Here is a 24,165-nt window from a genome sequence, read left to right as displayed (position 1 = left end):
CCTATCGAAGGCTGGATTTGAGTTCGATGAAGCGTCGGGTGGCCAGCAGGCCGGCAGGATGGGAATGTCGGTGGGCTGACAACCACGGGATCAGGACTTGCATCTGATCGTGGGCGCATACCCCCTCCAGCGCGCTTTGCAGGCTCTGAATGTCCGGGTCGTTGACCGGCACCGACGGTTCGGCCGCGACACTGGCGCCACGCCGCACTGGCGCGGTTGAACGCTCAGGCGTCCAGTCGCCGGCGATCCAGTCATGCAGCAACTGTTTTTCATAGGGGCTGAACACGCCGAACATCGCCGCGCCGTCCCCCTCGATCAACTGCCAGAAGCGGCTGGCTTGCGGGTCCTGCTGACGCTTGATCCAGCCCTTGGTTTCCAGGGCCGTGAGGAAGCCTGGCAACTGCTCTGGCGTCGACAACCATTGATTGACGGTCTTGCCTTCGAAGCGGCAGTAGTCCGAATGCATGTGCTGGCCGAACGGACGCTTGCGCTCGAGCATCTTCAGCACTTCTGTGTACAGGTCGAACGACTCGATGATCGCGCGACTGCCCTGCCCCAGATCGTTGAGCCGATAACCCAGCGCGACCCTACGCAGAAACGCCTCGCGATCGCCCTCCACCGGCAACAGCTGCAACACCGACTGCACCGCCTTGTGGGCGTGGCCGGTACTGGCGTTGTCGATGGTCACGTGCAGGGTGAAGTAGTACGGATCGATGCCCAACTCGCTGAGTTCATAGGCACTGATCAGCAAATGCAGCGGCAGTTGCTCATAACCGAGGTTGTAGCCGATGACCTCCGGCAAAAACTCATCGGCGCTTTCACCCAGTGCCAGTTGCACCGCGCCTTGCAGGTAATGCTCGTCGTCGATCACGCCGCTGTCCTGCAACCCATGTTCGGCCAGCAATTTGCGGTAGATCACCACGTGGTTCTGCGCCGGATTGCCATCGCCCAGTTCTTCCAGATAGGTGCAAATCAGGCCTTCGAAACGCGGGTCGCGCCAGTGCCGCAGCAGGCCATAAAGCCAGGCGCCGTCCACCAGTTTGGTCGGGGCAACGGCCTGCAGGAAAAACAGCGCGTGCGCCTTGTTGCTGAAGAACTGCCGCGACCCGCCAGCCTTGCGCTGTTGCAGGTAGTCGGCATATTGCCGAGCGACCTCGACGCTGTGTTGTTCGACAAAACCTTGCAGTGCCGACAGGTCTTGCGGCAACTCCTGCGGCAAGTCCGCGGCGCGCTGCAGCTGGGTCTGCAGAAAGCTTTGCGCGAGTGCATGCCGGTGCTGTGCATCGTCGCTCAGCAGCAACTGCTGATAGATCTGTTTGATACTGCCGACGCCGCAAATCGGATATTCGTGGGCAGGCCTGGATTCAAGTCGTGTCAGGGCAGTCATGGATGCATCTCTCGGGCTGAGGCCAGTGGCAGGACGCTGGATCAGTACGTCTCTACATCAGCAGAGCGACATCGACGGATAAAAATTCCATTGGTGTTTAAAGGGCCCGGACAGACGGCTGCCGACGCGGCACTTGGCTTGCACTGAAGTGAATATAATTAACCGGTGTGGGGACACTCCCCGGAGAACAATCATGCGCACGGTTCATGTCATCGAGTCGGATAAAGTTCCCAGGCCGGTGAAGGTCGTGGGTGAGGCGATCACCATCCTCGCCGGCGGGGATCTGTCCAAGCCTTTTGAAGTGCATATCCAGCAAGGCGTGCAAGGCGGAGGGCCACCGCCGCACTTTCATCCCTGGGACGAGGCCTTCTATGTCATCGACGGGGAGGTGGAGGTGACGGTCGAGGGCCAATCCAACAGGGTCTCGAGCGGTGGCTACGTGCATATCCCTGCCGGGACCGTGCATGCCTACAAGAACCTCAGCACCACGGCGAAAATCATTGGGGTGGTGTCCGATCCGCGGGGCGGGCAGTTCTTTGCGGCGATGGATCAACTCAAGGTGCCGGAGGATTTGCCGCGGATCTTTGAAGTTGCCAAGAGGTATGGCGTTACGTTTCTGGTGCCGAAAATGCCCGCAGCTGTTTAACAGGGCAGACCGCGTTATCGTTCTTCGCGAGCAGGCTCGCTCCCACATAAGACCAAACGCCGTTCAATGTGGGAGCGAGCCTGCTCGCGAAGGCGGTCTGACAGCCAACTTGAATTCAAGGATGTCAGGACACACCCCCCTTGGCCTTTTGCTCCAGCTGCACCTGCAAGTCCGGATCAATGCCCAGCGCCGCAGCCAGTTCATCCAGATAACTGCGCTCGGCGTCCTGCTGATCGTCCACCAGCATCACACTGGCCAGGTACATCTCCGCCGCCATGCCAGGATCGGTGGCCGACTGCGCCACATCGGCGGCGTCCAGCGGCCGCGCGACTTCATCGTCCAGCCATTGCTGCAACTGCGGATCGTCGGTGTGACGGCCGATCTCGGTGCTGATCATCTGCTTCTCGGACGCATCGATCCGGCCGTCGGCCTTGGCCGCCGCAATCAATGCCCGAAGGATCGCATTACTGTGGTCCTCGACTTCCGGGCCGGACAACAGGTCGACCGTGCGCGGCGCCTGTTGCGGTGCCGTCGCCTGGCTGCGCTGCCAAGCCTGATACGCCTGGAACGCCATCATCCCCAGCGAAGCCAGCGCCGCATAGTTGGCACCACCGCCAGACCGCCCCCGGGTCGCACCGCCCAAGGGTGAGCCGCCGCCCAACAGGCCACCGAGCAAGCCACCCAGCCCACCGCCGCCGGCGCTGGAACCGGCGCCACCGCCCAACAGGCCGCCAAGCAATCCGCCGAGGTCGCCAAGCCCGCCCTGGGCCGAAGCACCACGGCCGCCCTGTTGCGGCATCGAGCCCTGGCCGGCGCCGCGCAGAAGTTGTTCGAGCAGATCGCTGGTGTTCATGACGGCATCCTCTTGGAGTGGAGTGATCCAGTCAGGCAACGATAGTCCTCGCAGTCAAATGTGCCACCACCGTTTGGCTGACGTGGAAACCATTCTGTGCACCCGGCTTTCTGTGGGGCGCACTGAAATGGCGGTCCATCGGTGCTCTCGATTTATCCGGGGTATTTTCTGTGCGGCGCAGCTAAGATTCATGAGTGGTGAACCTTATTCCCGGATTTCCGGTCGATACCTGCAACCCGACGAGGTTTGCCGCCGCCCCCGACAGTGAGGGTGATGACCGGCTTGCTTCACTTTCTGGAGAACGCCCCCGTGATTTCAACTCTACACATCGCCAGGCTCAAAGCATGGGGCGCCCATGGTTTTACCGCCACTGGCGTGGTCACTGCTTTCCTCGCGACCCTTGCCCTGCTGGAAAACCAGCCCACCAATTGCCTGCTGTGGCTGGGCGTCGCGCTGATCGTCGACGGGCTGGACGGCGCGCTGGCGCGCAAGGTCAATGTGCAGTCGGTGCTGCCGAGTTTCGATGGCTCGGTGCTCGACCTGGTGATCGATTACCTGACGTATGTGTTTATCCCGGCGCTGTTCATCTATCGCTACATTCCGTTGCCGGACTACACGCTGCTCCTGACCGTGTCGCTGATTCTGGTTTCGTCGCTGTTCTGCTTCTGCAACGTCAACATGAAAAGCAAGGACAACTACTTCCAGGGCTTTCCCGCCGCCTGGAACGTGGTCGCCCTGTGTTTGTACATCATCGCGCCATCGCCGTGGATCACCCTGCTCACCGTCATCGGCCTTGCGCTGTTGACCGTGACGCGGATGAAATTCCTGCACCCGTTCCGCGTGCGCAAGTTCATGCCGATCAACATCGCCGTGACGGCCATCTGGCTGTTGTGCAGCTTGTCGCTGGTGGTCAATCATCCGGTGATCAACCCGCTGGTCATGGGCCTTTGGCTGCTGATGTCGGCTTATTTCCTGGGGATCTGCATCTGGCGCACGGCGCTGGAGTGGTTTGACACGTCGCGGCACAAGTAGGCCGCCATGCCCATTCATATCGTCCGGCTCGGCTCCCCGCGCCTGCCCGATGAAGGGCTGCGCATAGGCACGGTACGCCGCCCGCCCCGGGGCGTACCGAAGGCCGAGTTTGCCCGTCGTGATTTTTACGACGTGTGGCAGCCGCTGCTTTCGCCCAGTGCGGAACTGGTTGCGCAAGCCAAGGCCGCTGAGGATGAGAAAGCCTGGGATGCTTTCCGGCACAAATTCAAGGCCGAAATGAACCATCCCGCACCGAGCCAGTTGCTGGACCTGTTGGCCGCCCTCTCCCATCAAACGTCGCTGGCTGTGGGTTGTTACTGCGAGGAAGAGGCGCACTGTCATCGTTCGGTGTTGCGCGAATTGCTGAAGGCGCGTGGCGCGAAGATTATATAGGTAGCACGAACACTAAAATCCCCTGTGGGAGCGAGCCTGCTCGCTCCCACACTTGACCCAGTCAACCGCAACTTCAGGGCGTGATCGCCACCTTCATCACCCCATCCCGCTGATGCGCAAACAGCTCATACGCCGCTTCAATGTCCTCAAGCTTGAACCTGTGGGTCACCAACGGCGACAGATCGACCCCGCCGCTTTCCACCACCGCCATCAGCCGTCGCATCCGTTCCTTGCCACCGGGGCACAGGGTACTGACGATGCTCAAATCCCCCAGGCCCGCGGCAAAGGCATCCAGCGGGATACGCAGGTCGGTGGAGTAAACCCCCAGGCTGGATAAACGGCCACCGGGGCGCAGCACCCGCAGCGCGGACTCGAAAGTGCCCTGGGTGCCCAGCGCTTCGATGGACACGTCCACCCCGCGGCCATCGGTCAGGGCCATGATCTGCGCGACCACGTCGCCGTCCTTGAAGTTGATGACATGGGTCGCGCCCAACTGTCGCGCAACGCTCATCCGCTCAGGCACGGCGTCGACGCCAATGATGGTGGTCGCCCCTTTGAGGCGCGCGCCGGCCACGGCACAGAGGCCGATTGGCCCGAGGGCGAAGACCGCGACGGTATCGCCGATGTTGACCTCGCCCCGCTCCGCCCCGGAAAACCCGGTGGACATGATGTCCGGGCACATCAGCACCTGTTCGTCGCTCAGGCCGTCGGGAATCGGGCAAAGGTTGGCCAGCGCATCCGGCACCAGCACGTATTCGGCCTGGCAGCCGTCGATGGTATTGCCGAACTTCCAGCCGCCGGCAGCCTTGAAACCGTGACGGGTGTCCGCGCCATCCTGTGAGCCGCAGCCACAGAGGCACGCGTAGCTTTGTCCGCTGGGGGTGATGGCGCCGGCAATCACCCTTTGCCCTTCGACAAAGCCGTGCACCTGCGAACCGAGCCGCTCGATGATGCCCACCGGTTCGTGACCGATGGTCAGCCCCTTGTCCACGGGGTACTCGCCGCGCAGGATGTGCACGTCGGTGCCGCAGATCGTGGTGGTGGTGATGCGGATCAGCGCGTCCAGCGGCCCGACTTCGGGGATGGGTTTGTCGTCGAGCACGATGCGGTTTTTCTCGACGAATATCGCGGCTTTCATGGTTGCCATGGCAGTTCTCCGGGGGGTGCGTGCACATGAGTTCAGCACGAACCGCAGCCTGCGCCGGACTGACGGACGGAAGGTTGATCATGGTCAATACTTAGGGGATTGAATGGCTATGGAATGACCGCACGTCGGGCGGCGAAGTCGGTGCCTTCTGGCTGTTGCAGCGCTGCCGCCACCTGCTCGTTAACCCACGGGAGGTTCGTCATGTCTGAGCAATCACGATTCATGCTGGTCGCCTCGCCCCTGATGGAGCACAGCCCCGCCTTCGACAGGGCCGCGGCGTTGGCCAAGGCCGAAGACGCGGCGTTGCACATCGTTGCCTTCGATTACCTGGAGGGCCTGGCGACGGCCAGCCTGGTCAACGAAAAAGCCCTGGAGCAGATGCGCCTGGGCTACGTCGAGCGCCATCGCCAGTGGCTGGAGGAGCAGGCCCGTCCCTTGCGCAAGATCGGTGTGCACGTCACCACCGAGGTGGCCTGGGTCGAACAGCCGCTGGAGGAAATCCTGCTGCACCTCAAGGAACAGCCCATGGATGTGCTGATCAAGGCGCTGGAGCACGAATCACTGTGGTCACGGCTGATGTTCACCCCGCTCGATGTGCATTTGCTGCGCGAATGCCCGGTGCCACTGCACTTCGTCAGCCACGCGGTGCATGCCTTGCCGCGCAAGATCGTCGCCGCGGTCGACCCTTTCCATCGCGACGATCACTACAAGACTTTCAACGACCGGATCCTTCACGAAGCGGCGAAACTGGCCAGCGCCTGCAATGCCGAGCTCGATGTGGTGTATGCCTACGACCTGTCCTCCATCAGCGCGGACGAGTTCGGCTTCGATAACGGTTCGGCGTTTTTCTCCTCGGGCAAGGCCAAGACCCTGTTCGACTATCAGGAAGACGCCTTCCATGAACTGGCCGAGCGCAACGGCATCGCGCCGGAACAGCGGCACATGATCATGGGCCATCCGTCCAAGGTCCTGACTCGCTATGTCGAAGCCTGCAACGTCGATGTGATTGTCATGGGCCGGGTCGGCCATCGCGGCCTGGGGCGGCTGATCGGCAGCACGGTGGAGCATCTGCTGTACAAGATGCCGTGCAGCGTGTGGGTGGTGTATACCGAGCGGCTGGATGAGTGATGGTCGCGTTTACACACTTAGCCCCTGTGGGAGCGAGCCTGCTCGCGAAGACGGTCGTTCAGTCGAAAGAGATGCCGTCTGACGAATTGCTTTCGCGAGCAGGCTCGCTCCCACAGGGAGAGTGTGAGTTGCTTCAACGCCTTGTGATGACTACCTCGAGGTATTCACTCGGCACCACCAGCGACTTGTCTCCCGCCCGGTTCAAGCTATTGAGCAGCTCGGTCAGGTCATCTTCAAAGGCCTTGGCACCTTCGGCAGGCAACGCCGCGAACGCCTTGTGCACCGGGCCGTACCAGGTGCGGAAGGTGTCGATGAAATGCGCGGCCGAGCGGTAGCGGAAGTTGAAGTTCTTGCGCGTCACCTGCAGCAGGAAGTCGCGCTCATCGAAGTGCGAGTGCAGCCAGGCCTCGGTGCCCCAGTTCGAAGGCGGTTGGGCGCCCGGCGGTGGTGGCAGATGCCGGCCCAGGGTCTTGAACATCTGCCCGACAAAGCCTTCGGGTGTCCAGTTGGCCAGGCCTATCCGGCCTCCGGGACGACAGACTCGCGCAAGCTCCGCGGCGGCCTTGGGCTGGTCCGGGGTAAACATCACACCGAAGGTCGAAAGCACAGCATCGAAGCTGGCATCCTCGAAAGGCAGCGCCTCGGCGTCGGCCACCTGGAACGTCACTTCCAGGCGTTCTGCCCTGGATCGGTCTTCGCCACGCTCCAGCAGCGCAGCCACGTAATCGGTGGAGGTGACAAGGCATCCGCGGCGTGCGGCGGCCAGCGTCGCATTGCCGTTGCCGGCCGCCACGTCGAGCACGCGCTCATCGCAGAGCAGGTCGCAGGCTTCGGCAAGCTCCTCGCCGACGATCTGCAACCTGGTACCGATCACGGCATAGTCGCCACTGGCCCAGGCGGCCATCTGGCGGTTTTTCAGGGCAGTAAGATCAATGGGTGTACTCATGGATTCTGTCTCTGGCGGGTTGGAACACGGACCATTGTTGTTATTGATGACAGGGCCGGCAGACCCTGTGTGCCACACTATCGCGCCAGGAAACGTTGGCGTCCTGCCCGATCGTCGGCCAACCCTGTCCGATCGTCCGGAGGTTTCACTTAATCGGTTTACGCAGCAGGAGCGGCTTGGGTATCTGCCTTGGCTTCTTCCAGCAACTGCTGGATCATTTTCTCCTGGGTCTCATAGCGACCTTCACCGAAGTGGGTGAAACGCACCTGGCCCTTGGCGTCGATCAGGTAGTGAGCGGGCCAGTACTGGTTGTCGAAGTTGCGCCAGATCGCATAGTTGTTGTCGATGGCCACCGGGTAGGTGATGCCGAGCTTTTTCACCTGATCCTTGACGTTGGCGATGATGCGTTCGAAGCCGTACTCAGGGGTGTGGACGCCGATCACGACCAGGCCATCCTTCTCGTACTTCTGCGCCCAGTCCTTCACATACGGCAGGGTGCGCTGGCAGTTGATGCAGTCGTAGGTCCAGAAGTCCACCAGCACCACTTTGCCTTTCAAGGATTCGTTGCTCAGTGCTGGCGAGTTGATCCACTCGACCGCGCCGGAGATGGAAGGCATGGGGCCTGTGGCATTGTCCAGGGTCGAGTCCGCCTTGACCTTGCTGACGAAGTAATCGACGACTTTCGGTACGGTTTCCAACACACCTTTCTCAATGCTGCTGACACCTTCGGACGAAGCGCCGGCGAGCAGTGTCTTGTCGGCACCGGTGGAGATCACCGCGGCGGCAGCCAGCACTGCCACGCCGGTACCACGACGCAGCCATCCGGTGACCGGGATCGACGCTTTCAAGCGATTGACCAGGCCGCGACCGGCGAAGATCAGGGTGCCCAGGGACAAGGCACTGCCCAGGCCGTACGCCACCAGCAACAGACTGGTCTGGGCGTTCGCGCCATTCAGCATGGCACTGGTAAGAATGACGCCGAGGATTGGCCCCGCGCACGGCGCCCACAACAGGCCGGTGGCGACGCCGACCATGACCGAACCCAGCGGGCCGGACATTTTGCGGGTGTCGGGGTCGAGGCGGTTGCCGAGCTGGACGAATGGACGCGCCAGCCAGCCACCGACCCGGGCGGAAATCAGCGACAGGGCGAACAGCACCATCACGATCAGGGCCACGTGCCGCCCGGTGTTGTTGGCTTGTACCACCCACTCGCTGCTGACCACGGCCAGGCTGGAGATCAGGGCAAAAGTCAGGACCATGCCGCCGAGGGTGAGCAGGATCGAGGACCGGGTGCGGTCGACACCGGCGAACAGGAACGGTACGACCGGGAGGATGCAGGGGCTGAGGACGGTCAATATGCCGCCCAGGAACGCGATTAATAGCATGGGGATCACCTTGAAAAAATTAAGGGGGTGATACACCGCCGCCCCCACATTGAAACGGTGGTGTTTACAAAACTGTGTCCTGGCTTCAGGCCGTCTGGTTATCCAGCAACTGGCCCTGCGGAGTCCGGCTGCCGCCGTTCTCTGCAATCATCTGCCCCTGCGGCGTACGGCCGGAACCGTCCTGCGCCAGTAAGGCATCGGCGCCCTGCTTGGCCACCGGGGTCAGCTGGAAGCAGGTGCTGCTGCCACAGCTGCCCTGTTCCAGGGCGGCATTGGCGTGGGCGGCGGCGCCGGCCAGGGAGAAGGCAGCGGCGGTCAGAAAGCGCGATAGGTTGTTCATGATGTTCTTCCTGTTTCAAAGGGGATCGGCAATCGGTCAGCGAAGGACTCAGTTGTCGTCGTTGCAGCCGTCAGCAAACTTGCGGTAGTCCAGGACCTGGGTCTTGTCATGGGAATCCAGGTAGGTCAGCTGGGCGTCCACGATCCCGCAGGAAGGCGTAGCGTCCTGTTTCATCGAGATCACCTTCTTGATGTCCAGGTGCGTGCCGTAGGTGTAGCTTTCAGGGGTAAGATCGGCTTCGGCGCGGGCCGACAGGGTGCAGATGTTCAGTGCGGCAAACAGGCAGGCGGCGACGACGGCTTTGGTGTTCATGGTGGTTTCCTCAAGGCTTCAATGGATCAATCGTTGATTGGGCCGAGGCGTCTTGGCTTGCCCCGATGGAACCCATTAGAAGCTCGCGAGGTATCTCGTCTGTGTCAAAAACAGGCGCGTGTAAATCGGTACGTATCAGAGCGCGCCCCTGATACACAGCGATACAAAACCGCAGGAAAAGAATGTTTTTGCGTCTGCATGTATCCACCGATACGCCGGATACACTGCAATACAAAGGGCTGCGGGCAGGCGCGCCCAGGCTCGATAGACTGCGCGACATTCCCCATCTGCAGAGGCTTGGCCCAATGGAACACGTCGATCACATTCTCATCGTGGACGATGACCGCGAGATTCGAGAGCTGGTAGGCAACTACTTGAAAAAGAACGGCCTGCGCACCACGGTCGTGGCGGACGGGCGGCAAATGCGCACGTTCCTCGAGTCCACGCCGGTGGACCTGATCGTGCTCGACATCATGATGCCCGGCGACGATGGCTTGATGCTCTGCCGCGAGTTGCGCGCCGGCAAACACAAGGCCACCCCGGTATTGATGCTCACCGCCCGCAACGATGAAACCGACCGCATCATCGGTCTGGAGATGGGCGCCGACGATTACCTGGTCAAGCCGTTCGCCGCCCGTGAGCTGCTCGCCCGGATCAACGCCGTACTGCGCCGCACGCGGATGCTGCCGCCGAACCTGGTGGTCACCGAAAGCGGGCGTTTACTGGCCTTCGGCCGCTGGCGCCTGGACACCTCCGCCCGGCACCTGCTCGATGACGATGGCACCATGGTCGCGCTCAGTGGCGCCGAATATCGGCTGCTGCGGGTGTTCCTCGATCATCCGCAGCGGGTGCTCAACCGCGATCAGTTGCTGAACCTGACCCAGGGCCGCGACGCCGACCTGTTCGACCGTTCCATCGACTTGCTGGTCAGTCGCCTGCGCCAGCGCTTGCTCGACGACGCCCGCGAGCCGGCGTACATCAAGACCGTACGCAGTGAAGGCTATGTGTTTTCCCTGCCGGTGGAAGTGCTGGGGGCGCCATCATGAACTTCGCGATACGTTGGCCCCGCACCCTCGCCTCGCGCCTGTCGCTGATTTTCCTGATCGGCCTGATCCTGGCGCAGGCCTTGTCCTTTGGCGCGCAGTATTACGAGCGTTACGAAAGCGCGAAAAACACCATGCTGGGCAATCTGGAAACCGACGTATCGACCTCCATCGCCATCCTCGACCGCTTGCCCGCCGAAGAACGTGCAAGCTGGCTCAAACAACTGGATCGGCGCAATTACCGCTACCTGCTGGACGAGGGCTCACCGGGCATGCCCATGAGCGACACCCCCATCGCGGTCACCTCGATCAAGGACGCCATCGGCATGGACTACCCGATGACCGTTACCGACATTCCCGGCCCGACAAAACACTTCCAGGTCCACCTGAAACTGACCGACGGCAGTCCGGTGACCATCGATGTGCGACCGTCGATGCTGCCGTTGTCGCCGTGGTTGCCCGTGGTATTGCTGGGCCAATTGGCGCTGATGATCGCCTGCACCTGGCTGGCCGTGAGAATTGCTATCCGTCCCCTCACCCGCCTCGCCCAGGCGGTGGATACCCTGGACCCGAATGTCCACGCGGTGCACCTGGACGAGAAAGGTCCGACTGAAGTCGCCCATGCCGCCAGGGCGTTCAATGCCATGCAGGCGCGCATCGCGGCCTACCTCAAGGAGCGCATGCAGCTGCTGGCGGCGATTTCCCACGACCTGCAAACCCCGATCACCCGCATGAAACTGCGCGCCGAATTCATGGACGATTCCAGCGAAAAAGACAAACTGTGGAACGACCTCGGCGAAATGGAACACCTGGTGCGCGAAGGCGTGGCCTACGCCCGCAGCGTTCACGGTTCCACCGAGGAGAGTCGCCGCACCGATCTGGATTCGTTCCTCGACAGCTTGGTGTTCGACTATCAGGACATGGGCAAGGACGTGCAGCTGGGCGGTAAAAGCGCATCGGTGATCAACACCCGGCCCCATGCCCTGCGCCGGGTGTTGGTGAACCTGACGGACAACGCGCTGAAGTTCGCCGGCGCCGCCGAGTTGTGGGTGGAATCGAAGGCAGACGGCAGTTTGTCGGTGAAGGTGATGGACCGTGGCCCAGGCATTGCCGAAGAGGAACTGGTCCATGTGATGGAGCCGTTCTACCGCGTGGAAAACTCGCGCAACCGCAGCACTGGCGGCACCGGGCTGGGCTTGGCGATTGCCCAGCAATTGGCGTTGGCGCTCGGGGGGTCGTTGACGTTGAGTCATCGCGAAGGCGGTGGTTTGTGTGCGGAGCTCAGGTTGCCGGGCAGTAAAGCCGGCCGGTGAAGGGCCGGCAGTTCGCTGGCTCCTGAGTGGAATAAACTGTGGGAGCGAGCCTGCTCGCGAATGCGGAGTGTCAGTCGACATAGTCTTTGACTGTTACTCCGCATTCGCGAGCAGGCTCGCTCCCACATTGGTCTTGTCCCACATTAGTCTTGTGGTGCTTTGGCGATTGCGCCCTATGCGACGACGCCCACCACCCCTTCCCCATGCATCTGCCGCAACAGCGCCAGCCCGCTGTCGATGAACTCCGGCGACCCGCTGGTCCCCGCTTCCACCGCCAGCCCTTCCAGCTGCTCACGCCCGTCCAGTTCAGGAAACTCCCCGATCCGCTGCAACAACCGCCACGCCAACGGGCTCAGTTCGGAAAACTTCACACTCCAGTCTTCAGCGCGTCGCACCAACAGCAACGTCGGCTGAGCCGGTGGCGCTTCAGGTCGATAATCCGGGCCGACCCGTTGCACGGGCCAGGCATAGGCAAGGGGCCAGGCCAAAGGCGATACCTGCAACGCTCGCTGCAGCAGCAACCCGCTATCGCTGGCCGGCAACGGCTCGGCCTCGGACTGTTGCAGCGCCATCTCGATCCACTCGTAATGCGCCAGTTCGACCATGAACGGCGGCCACGGCCCTTCGTTCAAGGCTGGCGGCGCAGAGGCCAGGTACTCGACGAACTCCTGGGCGATTTCGCCGAATTTCGGCGTACGCGCGCGGTAGTCCCGCAGGAAGATCCGCACCAGGGAACGCCAATGTTCATCGCCAAGCACCTTGATCAGGACGGGAAAGGTGCCGCCAAGCAACGATGACAGGTTGGCGAAAACCAGGTCGCGGTACACCTGGGCCCGCGCCACGTCCATCCCGGCGGGCGGTGCGCAATGCTCGGGATCGCGCAGGTACAGACCCATTGTCGTTTGCTGCTGATGCAGCGAAAGCTTATCCACGGTTCACCCCCTCGGCTTGCAGGCGGCGGATCGTCTGCAATTCGGCGACCAGCTCGGAGAACGCCGGAAAATTGAAATCCCGTTCCAGCAAGGTCGGCTGCGCGCCGAACCGGGCGTAAGCCTGGGCCAACAACGACCAGACCACCGGTTTCACCGAAGCGCCGTGGGTGTCGATTTTCAAGGTGTCGGACTCATCGAAGTGCCCTGCCACATGCATCGCCACTACCCGGTCCGAGTCGAGACAGGCAAGAAAGGCCTGCGGATCGAAATCGTGATTGATCGAGTTGACGTACACATTGTTGACGTCCAGCAACAGGTCGCAGTCGGCTTCGCGCAGCACTGCGTTGGTGAAGGTCAACTCGTCCATGTCCTGCTGTGGCGCGGCGTAATAAGAGACGTTTTCCACCGCCAGGCGCCGACCGAGAATGTCCTGGGCCTGGCGGATTCGCGCCGCGACGTGACGCACCGCTTCTTCGGTAAACGGTAGCGGCAGCAGGTCGTAAAGGTGACCGTCGTCGCTGCAGTAGCTGAGGTGTTCGCTGTACAGCGGCACCTTGTACTGATCGAGAAAAACCCGGACCTCCTGCAAAAACCCGACGTCCAGCGGGGCCGGCCCACCGAGGGACAGGGACAAGCCGTGACAGGACAGAGGATAACGTTCAGCCAACGACCGCAATGCCGCGCCATGGGCGCCGCCGATGCCGATCCAGTTCTCCGGCGCGACTTCCAGAAAGTCGAAATCGCCCACCGGGGCGGCCTGGAGGTCTTTCATTAAACCGCGACGCAGGCCAAGCCCGACGCTGGCCTTCACGGATGTGAGGGGAGTCTGCATGGTGTCGATCTCAAGGGTTGCCAGAACGGAATCACAGTTGATCGCGGGGGTGTATCGGGCCTGTGTTCCGTTGTGGCAGAAAAACGCAAGACGTGTATCGCCAACGGGTCTGTACACAGTTCGATACAGACCCGCCGGTGGGCATTACGACAAGTCGTACTTCTCGCGCACCAAATGGCCGAGACCGATGCGATCGAGCACGGGCATCGGGCACAGGAACGTCACGCGGACGGTGCCCGGCAAACGGCTGATGTCGATCGAGCCGGTGATGGTGGCGCGGTTGAGCACTTCGTCGTATGGCAGGCCGGTGACCGAAGCGGCGCGTTTCAAGCCGTTCTCCACCGCCAGGTTGAGGTTCTCGCCGCTGCCGATAAAGGTGATCGGGCCGCTCTGTTCGATCTCGACCTGGCCCCAGCGCTCACCCAGCTCGCGAACCTTCTGCCGTTGTTCGGCATTCATCGGCCGGGCCATCGGCGGCAAATCGTCGAGGTTTTGCAGGAGGATCGGGCCTTCCAGGGTCAGGTTCTTGATGACTTCCACCACCACTTCGGTTTCCCCGGAGCAATCGGTGGCATGCCCGGCGATCTCGCCGTTGCCCTGTTGGGCGTGCATGTCGCCCATGTACACCCCGGCGCCGGGGACCTTGACCGGGCAGATCAGGACACAGCCTTCGCGGATCGAGTTGGTGTCCATGTGCCCGTCGGTCTTGGCCGCATGCAGTTCTTCGCGGCTCATGCCGAAGCGATGGGGAGCATTGATCAGGTACTGGCCGAAATCGGCGCAGTTGTGCGAGTCGGGCAAATCACGGGACGGCGTGGTGCCGATGTTGCCAAGGAACGGCCGCATGTGTGCCGCGACACCGGGCATGTCGGCGCGGGCCAGGGACAGGATCGAATGCTGGGCCGCGAGCTCCGGCAGCGCCGACATTTCGGGTGCCTTGCCGGCCAGCTGATTGGCGATGTCCTGATTGACGGTCAGGCTGACCTGGTTCTGCGCATCGAACACGATCACATAACCGTGGCTGAAGCGGAACGCGCTGACTTCGGCGCCGCAATTGTTGCAGCGAATCGAATCCTCGCCGATGCCTTCGACATGGCTGGCCGGGTGCTCGGTGCCGCACTTGGCGCAGAACTTGGAGACGAACGGATCGCCGTGATAGCGCCCTTCCACGAAGCTCATCACCCCTGACGAAGTGGCCAGCGAGGTGACGCGTATGCTTTTGATCTTGATCGCAACGGCGTCGCCGATCTCGGCACCGGCAATCGCGACCGGTTGCGTCACTTCATGGCCTCCTTCGAAGGCCGGCGTGATCATCGGCCCCCAGCAACCCGGCGGCGTGCCGGTGATCAGGGTGCCGCCGTCGGCCAGCGGGCCCAGCATCGGCTGGCTCGGACCGATGAGGCCGCTGGTGTATTGGTCGACGCGCAACCGGTTCACGGGAGAGGGTTTCAGGGCTGGGCCTGACAGGAGCGTGGTCATTGTGTCCCCTTGTCCGCAGAGGGTGCGGAACGGTACCAGGAGCGAAACGGCCGCCTGCTGCGACGACCATGGAGTTCGTCGGCGGCCCCGGTTTCGGGGCGCCTGACGGTTTCACAGTTCATCGCAGGTTTGTATCTGGTGTGTGTTCGGCAGTACCGGAAATAGGCGGTACTGTATCGAGAACGGGGTTGGATACAGTGGGATACATGCGGAGCCACGGGGATGCAGCGCCGGTTGCTACCGGTCCTTGTGGGAGCGAGCCTGCTCGCTCCCACAGTAGGGTGGGTGTGGGTCAGGGAGATCTGGATCGCAGGCGCTTTCGTCGCTCCAGCCAGCGCTGCCCTGCCCCCGGACTAAACTTACTGCACGCAGGACGTACTCGACGTCCTGATCATTCCCACGACCACCGCCCAGGGCTGATCACCTCGAAAAACCGCGCCTCTGGACCGTGATCCTGCCAAAGGAGCACACGTGATGGACGAGGCCAGACTCAATGACTTCATGGGTAAACTGGTGAGCGACATGGGCGGCGCGGCGATGCTGGCCAATGTCATCCTCGGCGAAGAGCTCGGGCTGTACCGGGCCATGGCCGACAGTCAGCCGATCACCCCTGAAACACTCGCCGAAAAGACCGGCTGCAACACCCGCCTGCTGCGCGAATGGCTCAGCGCCCACGCCGCCTCCGGTTACATGGAACACCGTGATGGCCAGTTCCGCCTGCCCGAAGAGCAGGCCATGGCGCTGGCGAACGAAGACTCGCCGGTCTACGTGGCGGGCGGCATCGGGGTGGTCGCGTCGTTTTTCCATGACAAGGACAAACTGGTCAACGCCATGCGCGGCAACGGTGCCCTCGCCTGGGGCGATCACCATCCGTGCATGTTTAACGGCACGGAGCGGTTCTTCCGACCAGGCTATAAAGCGCATCTGATCGCCGAATGGCTGCCGGCACTCGAAGGCGTGGTCGCCAAACTGGAGGCTGGCGCCAAGGTGGCGGACATCGGCTGCGGTCATGGCGCATCGACAGTGATCATGGCCCAGGCGTTCCCGGATTCGCGGTTCGTCGGTTTCGACTACCACGCGCCCTCTGTCACCGTGGCCACCCAGCGCGCCGAAGAAGGTGGCGTGTCCGCACGCGCGCGATTCTTCCAGGGCACGGCAAAAAGCTACCCCGGCAATGACTATGACCTGGTCTGCTATTTCGACTGCCTGCATGACATGGGCGACCCGGTGGGCGCAGCACGGCACGCCTATGAATCGCTGAAACCGGACGGCACGGTGCTGCTGGTGGAACCCTTCGCCAACGACTCCCTCGACGACAACATCACCCCGGTTGGCCGCCTGTTCTACGCCGCTTCAACCTTCATTTGCACCCCGAACTCGCTGTCCCAGGAAGTCGGCCTCGGGCTCGGCGCCCAGGCGGGCGAGGCGCGGTTGCGCAAGGTCTTCACCGAAGCGGGCTTCAAGACGTTCCGGCGGGCGACGGAAACGCCGTTCAACCTGATTCTGGAGGCGCGTAAATAAATCCGGTCGTTTCCCTGTAGGAGCGAGATTGCTCGCGAAAAACCTGAGAACGCCGCGGGGTGTCATGCTTGCATGCGTTATCGTTGACCACCCTCGTCGCAACGCCGCCCGGAGCAAGCTTGCTCCTACAGGTCCTCAGGAGTGCTGAACATGTTCGAAAGCCGCATCCGCGAACAACTCGACCGGCTCCAGCAGTTGATGGCCGATCAACCGTACGTGGTCCTGACCGGTGCCGGCATCAGCACCCCGTCGGGCATTCCGGACTACCGCGACAACCAGGGCGTGCGGCGGGGCCGGCAACCGATGATGTATCAGGAGTTCCTCTCGGCCCCCGAATCCCGGCGCCGCTATTGGGCGCGGGCGATGCTTGGCTGGCCGCGGGTGCGCCAGGCTCGACCGAATGTGGCCCACGAAGCCCTGGCCGGTTTGCAGAGTTCCCGACGGATCAGCGGGCTGATCACACAAAACGTCGACACCTTGCACGACCAGGCCGGCAGCCATGACGTGATCGAACTCCACGGCAGCCTGCATCGGGTGCTATGCCTGGATTGCGGCCAGCGCAGCGAGCGGGATTCGATCCAGCGCCTGATGGAATCGCAGAACCCCTACCTGGCCGGGGTTGACGCGGTGCAGGCCCCCGATGGCGATACCTTGCTCGACGCGGCATTCGAAGCACGCTTTCAGGTGCCACATTGCCCTCACTGCGCAGGCGAGCGGATGAAGCCGGACGTTGTGTTTTTTGGCGAGAACGTGGCGCAGCAGACGGCAGCCAGGGCCATGGCAGCGGTCGAAAAGGCCGCGGGATTGCTGGTGGTCGGGTCGTCGTTGATGGCGTATTCGGCGTTTCGGCTGTGCCGGGCGGTGGCGGATCAGGGCAAGCCGTTGATTGCGATCAACCTGGGCAAGACCCGGGCCGATGACCTGCTTGATTTGAAGATAGAAGCGTCGTGCGAGCGGTTGCTGCCCTTGCTGGCTCAACAACTGACCACTTAACAACTGAAGAAACCCAACCCATGTGGGAGCGAGCCTGCTCGCGAAAGCTCGGTATCAGGCGATAAAGATGTCGGATGTGCCGGCCTCTTCGCGAGCAGGCTCGCTCCCACAGGTGACTGTGATCAGTTCATGGAAACCTGCTGGCCCAAGTTTTCCTCTTTAAGAATATCAAACAACGCCTGCGCCGCTGCCGACAACTCCACCCCCGGCTTCGTCAGCACCCCGATCGCCCGCTCCACCACCGGGTCGCGCAAGGTAACGCAGCGTGCGCCCAGTTCCCGCATCTGCCCGGCGCACAACGCCGGCACTGCACTGACGCCCAACCCGCTGGCGACCATCCTGCCGACCGTCGCCAACTGATGGCTTTCAAACTCCACTGGCAATTTCATGCCCCGGGCCTGCAAATGTTCTTCGAGCATCACCCGTACTGTCGAGGGTCGCTGCAAAGTAATGAACGGCTCCTTGAGCAAGCTCTGCCAGTCGACATCGGCCAGTTCCGCTAACGCGGAATCATGCGGCACCACCGCCACAAACCGGTCGATGTACAGTGGGGTAAAGGCCAGCGACGAACTCTGGCTCGGTTCGAACGCCACGCCCAGTTCAACCTGCCGGTCGCGCACCATTTCCAGCACTTGCTCGTTGATCACGTCATTCACTGTGACGTTGACCTTTGGGTATCGGGCACGGAAAGTCTTGAGAATCGGCGGCAGCAGGTTGCCGGCAAACGACGGCATCGCCGCCAGGGTCACGCGGCCGCGCTGCAGGGTGAAGCGCTGGCGCAGTTCATCCTCGGCATTGTCCCAATCGGCGATCAGTCGACGCGCCAATGGCACCAGCGACTCGCCCTCGGCCGTCAATGCCACGTTACGCGTGTTGCGGGTGAACAATCGCCCGCCCAGGCCCTCCTCCAGCGCCTTGATGGTCAGGCTCAGCGCCGACTGGGACAGGTGCAACCGCTCACAGGCCACGGCGAAACTCAGGCTCTGGGCCACGGCCAGGAATGCGCGGATCTGCTTGACTGTCATGACCGGTGTCTCCAACGTTACCCGCATTCATTGTAGGAGCTGGCTTGTCGGATCGCCGCACCGCAGCGAAGGCGGTCTTGAGCCTTGCTCGGCCCATGTCGCCGCGTTCGCCCCCCAGCCGACTCCTGCTCATTGGTGAGTTTTATCTATCAATCAACCTTAAAAATCAACTTAACAAATTAATCTTGCAGCGAGACACTCAACCCCATACGGCTAGCCAGCCGCCCACAAAGAATAAAAGAGGTGCATATGGCAGGTTTCGACAAGCGCGTGAGTTCCTACGAGGAAGCTCTGGCAGGTCTTGAAGACGGCATGACCGTGATCGCCGGCGGTTTCGGCCTGTGCGGGATTCCGGAAAACCTCATCGCCGAAATCAAGCGCAAGGGTACACGCGACCTCACCGTGGTCTCCAACAACTGCGGCGTCGACGGTTTTGGCCTCGGCGTGCTGCTGACCGACCGCCAGATCAGCAAAGTGGTCGCCTCCTACGTCGGCGAAAACAAGCTGTTCGAAGAGCAACTGCTCAAAGGCGAAATCGAAGTCATCCTGACCCCGCAAGGCACCCTCGCTGAAAAAATGCGCGCAGGCGGCGCCGGCATCCCGGCCTTCTTCACCGCCACCGGCGTCGGCACACCGGTCGCCGAAGGCAAGGAAGTGCGCGAATTCCACGGTCGCAAGTACCTGATGGAAGAGTCCATCACCGGCGACTTCGCCATCGTCAAAGGCTGGAAAGCCGACCATTTCGGCAACGTGATCTACCGCCACACCGCTCAGAACTTCAACCCGCTGGCCGCCACCGCCGGCAAGATCACCGTGGTCGAAGTCGAAGAAATCGTCGAACCCGGCGAGCTGGACCCGGCGCAGATACACACCCCTGGCATCTACGTCGACCGGGTCATCTGCGGCACGTTCGAGAAGCGCATCGAACAGCGCACCGTGCGTAAGTGATCCCCTGCCCCCGGACCGAATGAAGGAATAACAACAATGGCACTTTCCCGCGAACAAATGGCTCAACGCGTCGCCCGTGAAATGCAGGACGGCTTCTACGTGAACCTGGGCATCGGCATTCCGACCCTGGTCGCCAACTACATCCCTGAAGGCATGGAAGTGATGCTGCAGTCGGAAAACGGCCTGCTTGGCATGGGTCCCTTCCCGACTGAAGAAACCATCGATGCCGACATGATCAACGCCGGCAAACAAACCGTCACCGCGCGTATCGGCGCTTCGATCTTTTCCTCGGCCGAGTCCTTCGCGATGATTCGCGGGGGTCATGTCGACCTGACCGTGCTGGGCGCCTTTGAAGTCGACGTGCAAGGCAACATCGCCTCGTGGATGATCCCCGGCAAGCTGGTCAAGGGCATGGGCGGCGCCATGGACCTGGTGGCCGGCGCAGACAACATCATCGTCATCATGACCCACGCGTCCAAGGACGGTGAGTCCAAGCTCTTGTCCCAATGCAGCCTGCCGCTGACCGGCGCCGGTTGCATCAAGCGTGTCCTGACCGACCTGGCCTATCTCGAAATTGAAAACGGTGCGTTCATTCTCAAGGAACGTGCACCGGGCGTCAGCGTCGAGGAAATCGTCGCCAAGACCGCTGGTAAACTGATCGTGCCTGATCACGTACCGGAAATGCAGTTCGCTGCCCAGTGAGGAATCATTCCATGCAAGAAGTCGTCATTGTCGCCGCCACCCGCACCGCCATCGGCAGCTTCCAGGGGGCCCTGGCCAATGTGTCCGCGGTTGACCTCGGGGCTGCGGTGATCCGTCAGTTGCTGGCGCAAACCGGCCTGGATGTGGCTGAAGTCGATGAAGTAATCATGGGCCAGGTGTTGACCGCCGGTGCCGGGCAGAACCCGGCGCGCCAGTCAGCGATCAAGGCCGGCCTGCCGTTTACCGTGCCGGCGATGACGCTGAACAAAGTCTGCGGCTCGGGCCTCAAAGCCCTGCACCTGGCCACCCAGGCCATTCGCTGCGGCGATGCCGAGGTGATCATTGCCGGCGGCCAGGAAAACATGAGCCTGTCCAACTACGTCATGCCCGGTGCCCGCACCGGTCTGCGCATGGGTCACGCACAAGTCGTCGACACCATGATCAGCGACGGCCTGTGGGATGCGTTCAATGATTACCACATGGGCATCACCGCCGAGAACCTGGCGCAAAAATACAACCTGACCCGCGAGCAGCAGGACGCCTTCGCCGCGGCCTCGCAGCAGAAAGCCACGGCCGCCATCGAAGCCGGGCGTTTTGCCGATGAGATCACGCCGATCCTGATTCCTCAGCGCAAAGGCGATCCGTTGTCCTTCGCCACCGATGAACAGCCACGGGCCGGCACCACTGCCGAATCCCTGGGCAAGCTCAAGGCCGCCTTCAAGAAGGACGGTTCGGTGACCGCCGGCAATGCATCCTCCCTCAACGACGGCGCCGCCGCCGTGATCCTGATGAGCGCGGCAAAAGCCAAGGCCCTGGGCCTGCCGGTGCTGGCGAAAATCGCCGCCTACGCCAACGCCGGCGTCGACCCGGCCATCATGGGCATCGGCCCGGTCTCGGCTACCCGCCGTTGCCTGGACAAGGCGGGTTGGTCGATCGATCAACTGGACCTGATCGAAGCCAACGAAGCCTTCGCCGCGCAGTCCCTGGCGGTGGCCAAGGACCTGGAATGGGACCTGGACAAAGTCAACGTCAACGGTGGCGCCATCGCCCTGGGTCACCCGATCGGTGCCTCGGGTTGCCGGGTGCTGGTGACCCTGCTGCATGAAATGATCAAGCGAGACGCCAAAAAAGGCCTCGCCACCCTGTGTATCGGTGGTGGTCAGGGCGTGGCATTGGCGATCGAACGGGCATAAAGCGTTCAACAGACTGCGCGGGGAACCACGAAGAACCGCCGCAGCCTGGCAATACCCCGGTGCGACTCACGTCGCACCGGGCCATACAGTGATTGAAACATTAAGCCGCACCGTGGCGAGTTCATCGGCATCGAATCTCCAGCCTTGTATACAATTTATCCTCATATATAGAGCAATCCTTCCCCCGCAATGCTAACGTTGCCTCCCACTCAGGTCGGAGACATGTGCGTGTTGATGCTCAAACTGCTGGTGATTCCAGGATTTCTACTGCTGATATCGCTGGCCGGTAAACGCTGGGGGCCTAGCGTCGCCGGTTGGCTGTCGGGGTTGCCGGTGGTGGTCGGGCCGATTCTATTCTTCCTCGCCATCGAACAAGGTGAGGTATTTGCCGCCCAGTCCGCGACCGCGGCGTTATCGGCCATGTTCGCGATGATTGCCTTCTGCGTGACCTATGCCCAAGTCGCACAACGGACAGGATGGCCGTGGGCACTGGTGATCTCGCTGCTGGTCTGGGCCAGCGCGGCCGTGGTGCTGTCATGGATCCCGCCGTCGTTGACGTTCTCGGTGATCGCCGCCGCAAGCGCTTTACTGGCGGCGCCTTATCTATTCCCCAAGGTGCAGCCTATCGTTGCAGGCCCGGCGCCAAAGTCCGACAAATTGCTGTTGCGCATGATTGCCGGGGCCCTGCTCACCCTCGCCGTCACCTTGCTGGCCAGCACCGTCGGCGAACGCTGGAGCGGCCTGCTCGCGGTGTTCCCGGTATTGGGCAGCGTGATGGCGGTGTTCTCCCAGCAAACCCGCGGACCGGCATTCACGGCAGCCTTGCTGCGGGCCACCGCGACCGGGATGTATTCCTTTGCCGCGTTCTGCCTGGTCCTGGCATTGACCTTGCCCGGCATGGGCCTGAGCGCGTTCGGCCTCGGCGTCGCGGTGTCCGTGGCCATGCTGGGGGTGACCAAACGCCTGATGGCAAAACCGGCGGACGCAGTGCCCGAGGCTGGAGGACCGGCGCTTAATGCCGAACGCAGGGTGCAACGATGAAACCCGCTGTAATCGGCTTGCGCAGAACCAGTGGTCGTAATCCATTCCCGACAACGCACAGCAACGTGTGAGTGCACCGGACTCTATGGGATGATCGCCCGCCAAAGCGCGACCATCCCTGGAGATTCGAATGTCATTGTTGAGTAGAAAAGCCGTTGTCCTGATGCTGATGGCGGTTGCCGGTCTCGGAGCGTTGAATGCACAGGCCGCCAAGGCGACCGCCAGCGACAAGACGCCGGTCCAGAAGGTGTCGATGCTGGGCGGCAAGTTCACGTTCACCTTGCCCAAGGGCTTTATCGCCACCCCGTTGCCCGCCGGCGACGCGGCAACCGGGACCGCCGGGGCGACCGGCACCATGTACACCAACCAGACCACCAAAACCGTGGTGATCGCCGCTGAAAACACCATTCCTGGCGGCGTCAACGTCAAGGACAACGACGGCCAGTTCCTTGACTCCGCCGTGTCCAACTTCGCCACCGAACAAGCCGCCGCGCTGCCGGACTTCACCAAACTCAGCGAGAAAAGCCTGACCCAGAAAGGCACGGGCCTGGGGTTGCGGCAGATCGACAGCACCGCCACCCAGGGCGGCGGAAAAACCCTCGACACCACGCTGATGGCCGCGTCCAGCAAGCGCATGGCGATCGTTCAGGTGATTTCCCGCCTCAGCGACAATGCCGGCCACGAGGCGCTGGTCAAACAGATCGTCACCGGCAAGTAGGGTCAGGGATTGAGGCGCTGCAACCAGGCGCTCAAGTCCTGCATCTCGTTGGCGCTGATGCTGTGCCCGACGCCCGGGTAAGCATGAAACTCAGGCTTGAGTGACAGCTTCTGCAACAGGCTGTTCGCGTCCGTGCCGTCGTTGTACGGCAGGCGTTTGTCCGCCGTGCCATGGCCGATGAAAATCGCCAGCGCCTGGCGTTTTTCATCCGGCTTGAGTTCGGATTCGAGCACCGGCAGAATCCGCCCGCTCAACGCCGCGATGCCGCCCACCGCCGCGGGCCGGCGCAGCGCCACCTCGTACGACATGATCGCGCCCTGGCTGAAGCCCACCAGGAACACCTTGTTCGGTTGGGTGTGATACTTCTTTGCCGCCTGTGCGACGAAATCCAGCAGCACCTGGCCGCTGGCTTTCAGGTCATCCGTTTCGCCGTTGTAGGCTGCGCTGCCCTTCTCGCGAAACCATTTGTAGCTACCCTCCTCCATCACCATCGGTGCCCGCACCGACAGGTAGTTGTACTGCGCGGGCAACTCGTCCTTGATGTCGAACAGGTCATGCTCGTTACTGCCATAACCGTGGAGGAAGATCACCAGGGGTTGATCGCGGGATTCGGCGTGGGTCTGCTCCAGATACTTGAGCGGCAGATCGGTTTGCAGCGGGGTTTGAGCGTGGACGGTGGCAGACGCCAGCAGCGTCAACAGAGCGAAAAACTTCAACATAAACCTTCCTTCACACGTGCAGGATTCGGGGGAGAGCCTAACACTGTGAAACGGGATGTCGATGCTGGCCTGGGTATCGGCATCGCGGCGAAGACCGTATTCGCGAGCAGGCTCGCTCCCACAGTTGACCGCGATCC

At 62.1% G+C, this 24,165-nt stretch carries 25 protein-coding genes; 13 read left to right on the top strand and 12 right to left on the bottom strand.

What is annotated here, in order from left to right:
• Position 1 precedes the first annotated feature (1 nt).
• Positions 2-1,387 carry an iron-containing redox enzyme family protein gene (locus ACA041_RS12400; RefSeq protein ID WP_497441361.1) on the bottom strand — a complete coding sequence of 462 codons (1,386 nt, stop codon included), beginning with the start codon at positions 1,385-1,387 and terminating at the stop codon, positions 2-4.
• Positions 1,388-1,580: 193 nt separating this feature from the next.
• Here ACA041_RS12400 and ACA041_RS12395 point away from each other — a divergent pair, with 193 nt between their 5' ends.
• The gene (locus ACA041_RS12395; RefSeq protein ID WP_497441360.1) at positions 1,581-2,033 is read left to right on the top strand and encodes a cupin domain-containing protein; all 453 of its coding nucleotides are present in this window, start codon (positions 1,581-1,583) and stop codon (positions 2,031-2,033) included.
• Positions 2,034-2,157: 124 nt separating this feature from the next.
• Here the strand turns inward: ACA041_RS12395 and ACA041_RS12390 are convergent, their stop codons facing one another.
• Positions 2,158-2,886: a tellurite resistance TerB family protein gene (locus ACA041_RS12390; protein WP_497441359.1), complete on the bottom strand. Its 729-nt coding sequence runs from the start codon at positions 2,884-2,886 to the stop codon at positions 2,158-2,160.
• Positions 2,887-3,195: 309 nt separating this feature from the next.
• Between ACA041_RS12390 and pcsA the strand changes: the two genes are divergently transcribed.
• Together pcsA and ACA041_RS12380 are read left to right on the top strand one after the other, a co-directional pair.
• Positions 3,196-3,918 (top strand): phosphatidylcholine synthase, encoded by a 723-nt coding sequence (gene pcsA, locus ACA041_RS12385; RefSeq protein ID WP_497441358.1) that lies wholly within the window; start codon positions 3,196-3,198, stop codon positions 3,916-3,918.
• A 6-nt stretch (positions 3,919-3,924) separates the two neighbouring features.
• Positions 3,925-4,311: a DUF488 domain-containing protein gene (locus ACA041_RS12380; RefSeq protein ID WP_497441357.1), complete on the top strand. Its 387-nt coding sequence runs from the start codon at positions 3,925-3,927 to the stop codon at positions 4,309-4,311.
• A 73-nt stretch (positions 4,312-4,384) separates the two neighbouring features.
• Here the strand turns inward: ACA041_RS12380 and ACA041_RS12375 are convergent, their stop codons facing one another.
• The gene (locus ACA041_RS12375) at positions 4,385-5,458 is read right to left on the bottom strand and encodes an NAD(P)-dependent alcohol dehydrogenase (RefSeq protein ID WP_497441356.1); all 1,074 of its coding nucleotides are present in this window, start codon (positions 5,456-5,458) and stop codon (positions 4,385-4,387) included.
• Positions 5,459-5,659: 201 nt separating this feature from the next.
• Between ACA041_RS12375 and ACA041_RS12370 the strand changes: the two genes are divergently transcribed.
• The gene (locus ACA041_RS12370; protein ID WP_497441355.1) at positions 5,660-6,586 is read left to right on the top strand and encodes a universal stress protein; all 927 of its coding nucleotides are present in this window, start codon (positions 5,660-5,662) and stop codon (positions 6,584-6,586) included.
• A 133-nt stretch (positions 6,587-6,719) separates the two neighbouring features.
• On the opposite strand, the gene ACA041_RS12365 is transcribed toward ACA041_RS12370, so the two are convergent.
• From ACA041_RS12365 to ACA041_RS12350, 4 genes are all read right to left on the bottom strand, one after another.
• The gene (locus ACA041_RS12365) at positions 6,720-7,532 is read right to left on the bottom strand and encodes a class I SAM-dependent methyltransferase (RefSeq protein ID WP_497441354.1); all 813 of its coding nucleotides are present in this window, start codon (positions 7,530-7,532) and stop codon (positions 6,720-6,722) included.
• 158 nt (positions 7,533-7,690) lie between these two features.
• Positions 7,691-8,917 (bottom strand): cytochrome c biogenesis protein DipZ, encoded by a 1,227-nt coding sequence (locus tag ACA041_RS12360; RefSeq protein ID WP_497441353.1) that lies wholly within the window; start codon positions 8,915-8,917, stop codon positions 7,691-7,693.
• Between the two features lie 85 nt (positions 8,918-9,002).
• Entirely contained in the window at positions 9,003-9,257 is a 255-nt protein-coding gene (locus ACA041_RS12355; RefSeq protein WP_497441352.1) for a hypothetical protein, read from the bottom strand.
• Between the two features lie 48 nt (positions 9,258-9,305).
• Positions 9,306-9,569, bottom strand: a complete 264-nt coding sequence (locus ACA041_RS12350; protein WP_497441351.1) for a DUF2790 domain-containing protein — start codon at positions 9,567-9,569, stop codon at positions 9,306-9,308.
• A gap of 305 nt (positions 9,570-9,874) precedes the next feature.
• Here ACA041_RS12350 and ACA041_RS12345 point away from each other — a divergent pair, with 305 nt between their 5' ends.
• Both ACA041_RS12345 and ACA041_RS12340 read left to right on the top strand, forming a co-directional pair.
• Entirely contained in the window at positions 9,875-10,615 is a 741-nt protein-coding gene (locus ACA041_RS12345) for a response regulator (RefSeq protein WP_154993650.1), read from the top strand.
• Positions 10,612-11,925: an ATP-binding protein gene (locus ACA041_RS12340; protein ID WP_497441350.1), complete on the top strand. Its 1,314-nt coding sequence runs from the start codon at positions 10,612-10,614 to the stop codon at positions 11,923-11,925. Before ACA041_RS12345 ends, ACA041_RS12340 begins: the two co-directional genes overlap by 4 nt.
• A gap of 173 nt (positions 11,926-12,098) precedes the next feature.
• Here the strand turns inward: ACA041_RS12340 and ACA041_RS12335 are convergent, their stop codons facing one another.
• From ACA041_RS12335 to ACA041_RS12325, 3 genes are all read right to left on the bottom strand, one after another.
• The gene (locus ACA041_RS12335; RefSeq protein WP_497441349.1) at positions 12,099-12,857 is read right to left on the bottom strand and encodes an HvfC family RiPP maturation protein; all 759 of its coding nucleotides are present in this window, start codon (positions 12,855-12,857) and stop codon (positions 12,099-12,101) included.
• Positions 12,850-13,689 (bottom strand): HvfB family MNIO-type RiPP peptide maturase, encoded by an 840-nt coding sequence (locus tag ACA041_RS12330; protein ID WP_497441348.1) that lies wholly within the window; start codon positions 13,687-13,689, stop codon positions 12,850-12,852. Before ACA041_RS12330 ends, ACA041_RS12335 begins: the two co-directional genes overlap by 8 nt.
• Positions 13,690-13,833: 144 nt before the next feature.
• Positions 13,834-15,168 (bottom strand): acetamidase/formamidase family protein, encoded by a 1,335-nt coding sequence (locus ACA041_RS12325; protein ID WP_497441347.1) that lies wholly within the window; start codon positions 15,166-15,168, stop codon positions 13,834-13,836.
• A gap of 474 nt (positions 15,169-15,642) precedes the next feature.
• On the opposite strand from ACA041_RS12325, the gene ACA041_RS12320 reads away from it, so the two are divergent.
• Together ACA041_RS12320 and ACA041_RS12315 are read left to right on the top strand one after the other, a co-directional pair.
• Positions 15,643-16,689 (top strand): class I SAM-dependent methyltransferase, encoded by a 1,047-nt coding sequence (locus ACA041_RS12320; protein ID WP_497441346.1) that lies wholly within the window; start codon positions 15,643-15,645, stop codon positions 16,687-16,689.
• Between the two features lie 150 nt (positions 16,690-16,839).
• Positions 16,840-17,682 carry an NAD-dependent protein deacetylase gene (locus ACA041_RS12315; RefSeq protein WP_497441345.1) on the top strand — a complete coding sequence of 281 codons (843 nt, stop codon included), beginning with the start codon at positions 16,840-16,842 and terminating at the stop codon, positions 17,680-17,682.
• A gap of 122 nt (positions 17,683-17,804) precedes the next feature.
• Here the strand turns inward: ACA041_RS12315 and ACA041_RS12310 are convergent, their stop codons facing one another.
• Positions 17,805-18,707 carry a LysR family transcriptional regulator gene (locus ACA041_RS12310; protein WP_497441344.1) on the bottom strand — a complete coding sequence of 301 codons (903 nt, stop codon included), beginning with the start codon at positions 18,705-18,707 and terminating at the stop codon, positions 17,805-17,807.
• Positions 18,708-18,956: 249 nt separating this feature from the next.
• Here ACA041_RS12310 and ACA041_RS12305 point away from each other — a divergent pair, with 249 nt between their 5' ends.
• From ACA041_RS12305 to ACA041_RS12285, 5 genes are all read left to right on the top strand, one after another.
• Positions 18,957-19,655 carry a CoA transferase subunit A gene (locus ACA041_RS12305; protein ID WP_218436408.1) on the top strand — a complete coding sequence of 233 codons (699 nt, stop codon included), beginning with the start codon at positions 18,957-18,959 and terminating at the stop codon, positions 19,653-19,655.
• A gap of 36 nt (positions 19,656-19,691) precedes the next feature.
• Positions 19,692-20,357: a CoA transferase subunit B gene (locus tag ACA041_RS12300; protein WP_057399619.1), complete on the top strand. Its 666-nt coding sequence runs from the start codon at positions 19,692-19,694 to the stop codon at positions 20,355-20,357.
• A gap of 11 nt (positions 20,358-20,368) precedes the next feature.
• On the top strand, positions 20,369-21,550 hold the full coding sequence (locus ACA041_RS12295) for an acetyl-CoA C-acetyltransferase (RefSeq protein WP_497441343.1): 1,182 nt from the start codon (positions 20,369-20,371) through the stop codon (positions 21,548-21,550).
• A 228-nt stretch (positions 21,551-21,778) separates the two neighbouring features.
• Entirely contained in the window at positions 21,779-22,591 is an 813-nt protein-coding gene (locus tag ACA041_RS12290) for a hypothetical protein (RefSeq protein WP_497441342.1), read from the top strand.
• Positions 22,592-22,721: 130 nt separating this feature from the next.
• Positions 22,722-23,309, top strand: coding sequence for a DcrB/PsbP domain-containing protein (locus tag ACA041_RS12285; protein ID WP_497441341.1), 588 nt, complete (start codon positions 22,722-22,724; stop codon positions 23,307-23,309).
• A 2-nt stretch (positions 23,310-23,311) separates the two neighbouring features.
• On the opposite strand, the gene ACA041_RS12280 is transcribed toward ACA041_RS12285, so the two are convergent.
• Positions 23,312-24,028, bottom strand: coding sequence for an alpha/beta hydrolase (locus tag ACA041_RS12280; RefSeq protein WP_497441340.1), 717 nt, complete (start codon positions 24,026-24,028; stop codon positions 23,312-23,314).
• Positions 24,029-24,165 lie beyond the last annotated feature (137 nt).

The organism is Pseudomonas sp. LBUM1676 (assembly GCF_059695605.1).
The sequence above is the reverse complement of the archived record's forward strand: the minus strand, read 5'-3'. Positions and strand labels throughout refer to the sequence as shown.

Bases quoted from the DNA above. Each gene is read 5' to 3' on its own strand.
- ACA041_RS12400 (WP_497441361.1), bottom strand. From the start codon at position 1,387: ATGACTGCCCTGACACGACTTGAATCCAGGCCTGCCCACGAATATCCG.
- ACA041_RS12395 (WP_497441360.1), top strand. From the start codon at position 1,581: ATGCGCACGGTTCATGTCATCGAGTCGGATAAAGTTCCCAGGCCGGTG.
- ACA041_RS12390 (WP_497441359.1), bottom strand. From the start codon at position 2,886: ATGAACACCAGCGATCTGCTCGAACAACTTCTGCGCGGCGCCGGCCAG.
- ACA041_RS12380 (WP_497441357.1), top strand. From the start codon at position 3,925: ATGCCCATTCATATCGTCCGGCTCGGCTCCCCGCGCCTGCCCGATGAA.
- ACA041_RS12375 (WP_497441356.1), bottom strand. From the start codon at position 5,458: ATGGCAACCATGAAAGCCGCGATATTCGTCGAGAAAAACCGCATCGTG.
- ACA041_RS12370 (WP_497441355.1), top strand. From the start codon at position 5,660: ATGTCTGAGCAATCACGATTCATGCTGGTCGCCTCGCCCCTGATGGAG.
- ACA041_RS12365 (WP_497441354.1), bottom strand. From the start codon at position 7,532: ATGAGTACACCCATTGATCTTACTGCCCTGAAAAACCGCCAGATGGCC.
- ACA041_RS12360 (WP_497441353.1), bottom strand. From the start codon at position 8,917: ATGCTATTAATCGCGTTCCTGGGCGGCATATTGACCGTCCTCAGCCCC.
- ACA041_RS12355 (WP_497441352.1), bottom strand. From the start codon at position 9,257: ATGAACAACCTATCGCGCTTTCTGACCGCCGCTGCCTTCTCCCTGGCC.
- ACA041_RS12350 (WP_497441351.1), bottom strand. From the start codon at position 9,569: ATGAACACCAAAGCCGTCGTCGCCGCCTGCCTGTTTGCCGCACTGAAC.
- ACA041_RS12345 (WP_154993650.1), top strand. From the start codon at position 9,875: ATGGAACACGTCGATCACATTCTCATCGTGGACGATGACCGCGAGATT.
- ACA041_RS12340 (WP_497441350.1), top strand. From the start codon at position 10,612: ATGAACTTCGCGATACGTTGGCCCCGCACCCTCGCCTCGCGCCTGTCG.
- ACA041_RS12330 (WP_497441348.1), bottom strand. From the start codon at position 13,689: ATGCAGACTCCCCTCACATCCGTGAAGGCCAGCGTCGGGCTTGGCCTG.
- ACA041_RS12325 (WP_497441347.1), bottom strand. From the start codon at position 15,168: ATGACCACGCTCCTGTCAGGCCCAGCCCTGAAACCCTCTCCCGTGAAC.
- ACA041_RS12320 (WP_497441346.1), top strand. From the start codon at position 15,643: ATGGACGAGGCCAGACTCAATGACTTCATGGGTAAACTGGTGAGCGAC.
- ACA041_RS12315 (WP_497441345.1), top strand. From the start codon at position 16,840: ATGTTCGAAAGCCGCATCCGCGAACAACTCGACCGGCTCCAGCAGTTG.
- ACA041_RS12310 (WP_497441344.1), bottom strand. From the start codon at position 18,707: ATGACAGTCAAGCAGATCCGCGCATTCCTGGCCGTGGCCCAGAGCCTG.
- ACA041_RS12305 (WP_218436408.1), top strand. From the start codon at position 18,957: ATGGCAGGTTTCGACAAGCGCGTGAGTTCCTACGAGGAAGCTCTGGCA.
- ACA041_RS12300 (WP_057399619.1), top strand. From the start codon at position 19,692: ATGGCACTTTCCCGCGAACAAATGGCTCAACGCGTCGCCCGTGAAATG.
- ACA041_RS12295 (WP_497441343.1), top strand. From the start codon at position 20,369: ATGCAAGAAGTCGTCATTGTCGCCGCCACCCGCACCGCCATCGGCAGC.
- ACA041_RS12285 (WP_497441341.1), top strand. From the start codon at position 22,722: ATGTCATTGTTGAGTAGAAAAGCCGTTGTCCTGATGCTGATGGCGGTT.
- ACA041_RS12280 (WP_497441340.1), bottom strand. From the start codon at position 24,028: ATGTTGAAGTTTTTCGCTCTGTTGACGCTGCTGGCGTCTGCCACCGTC.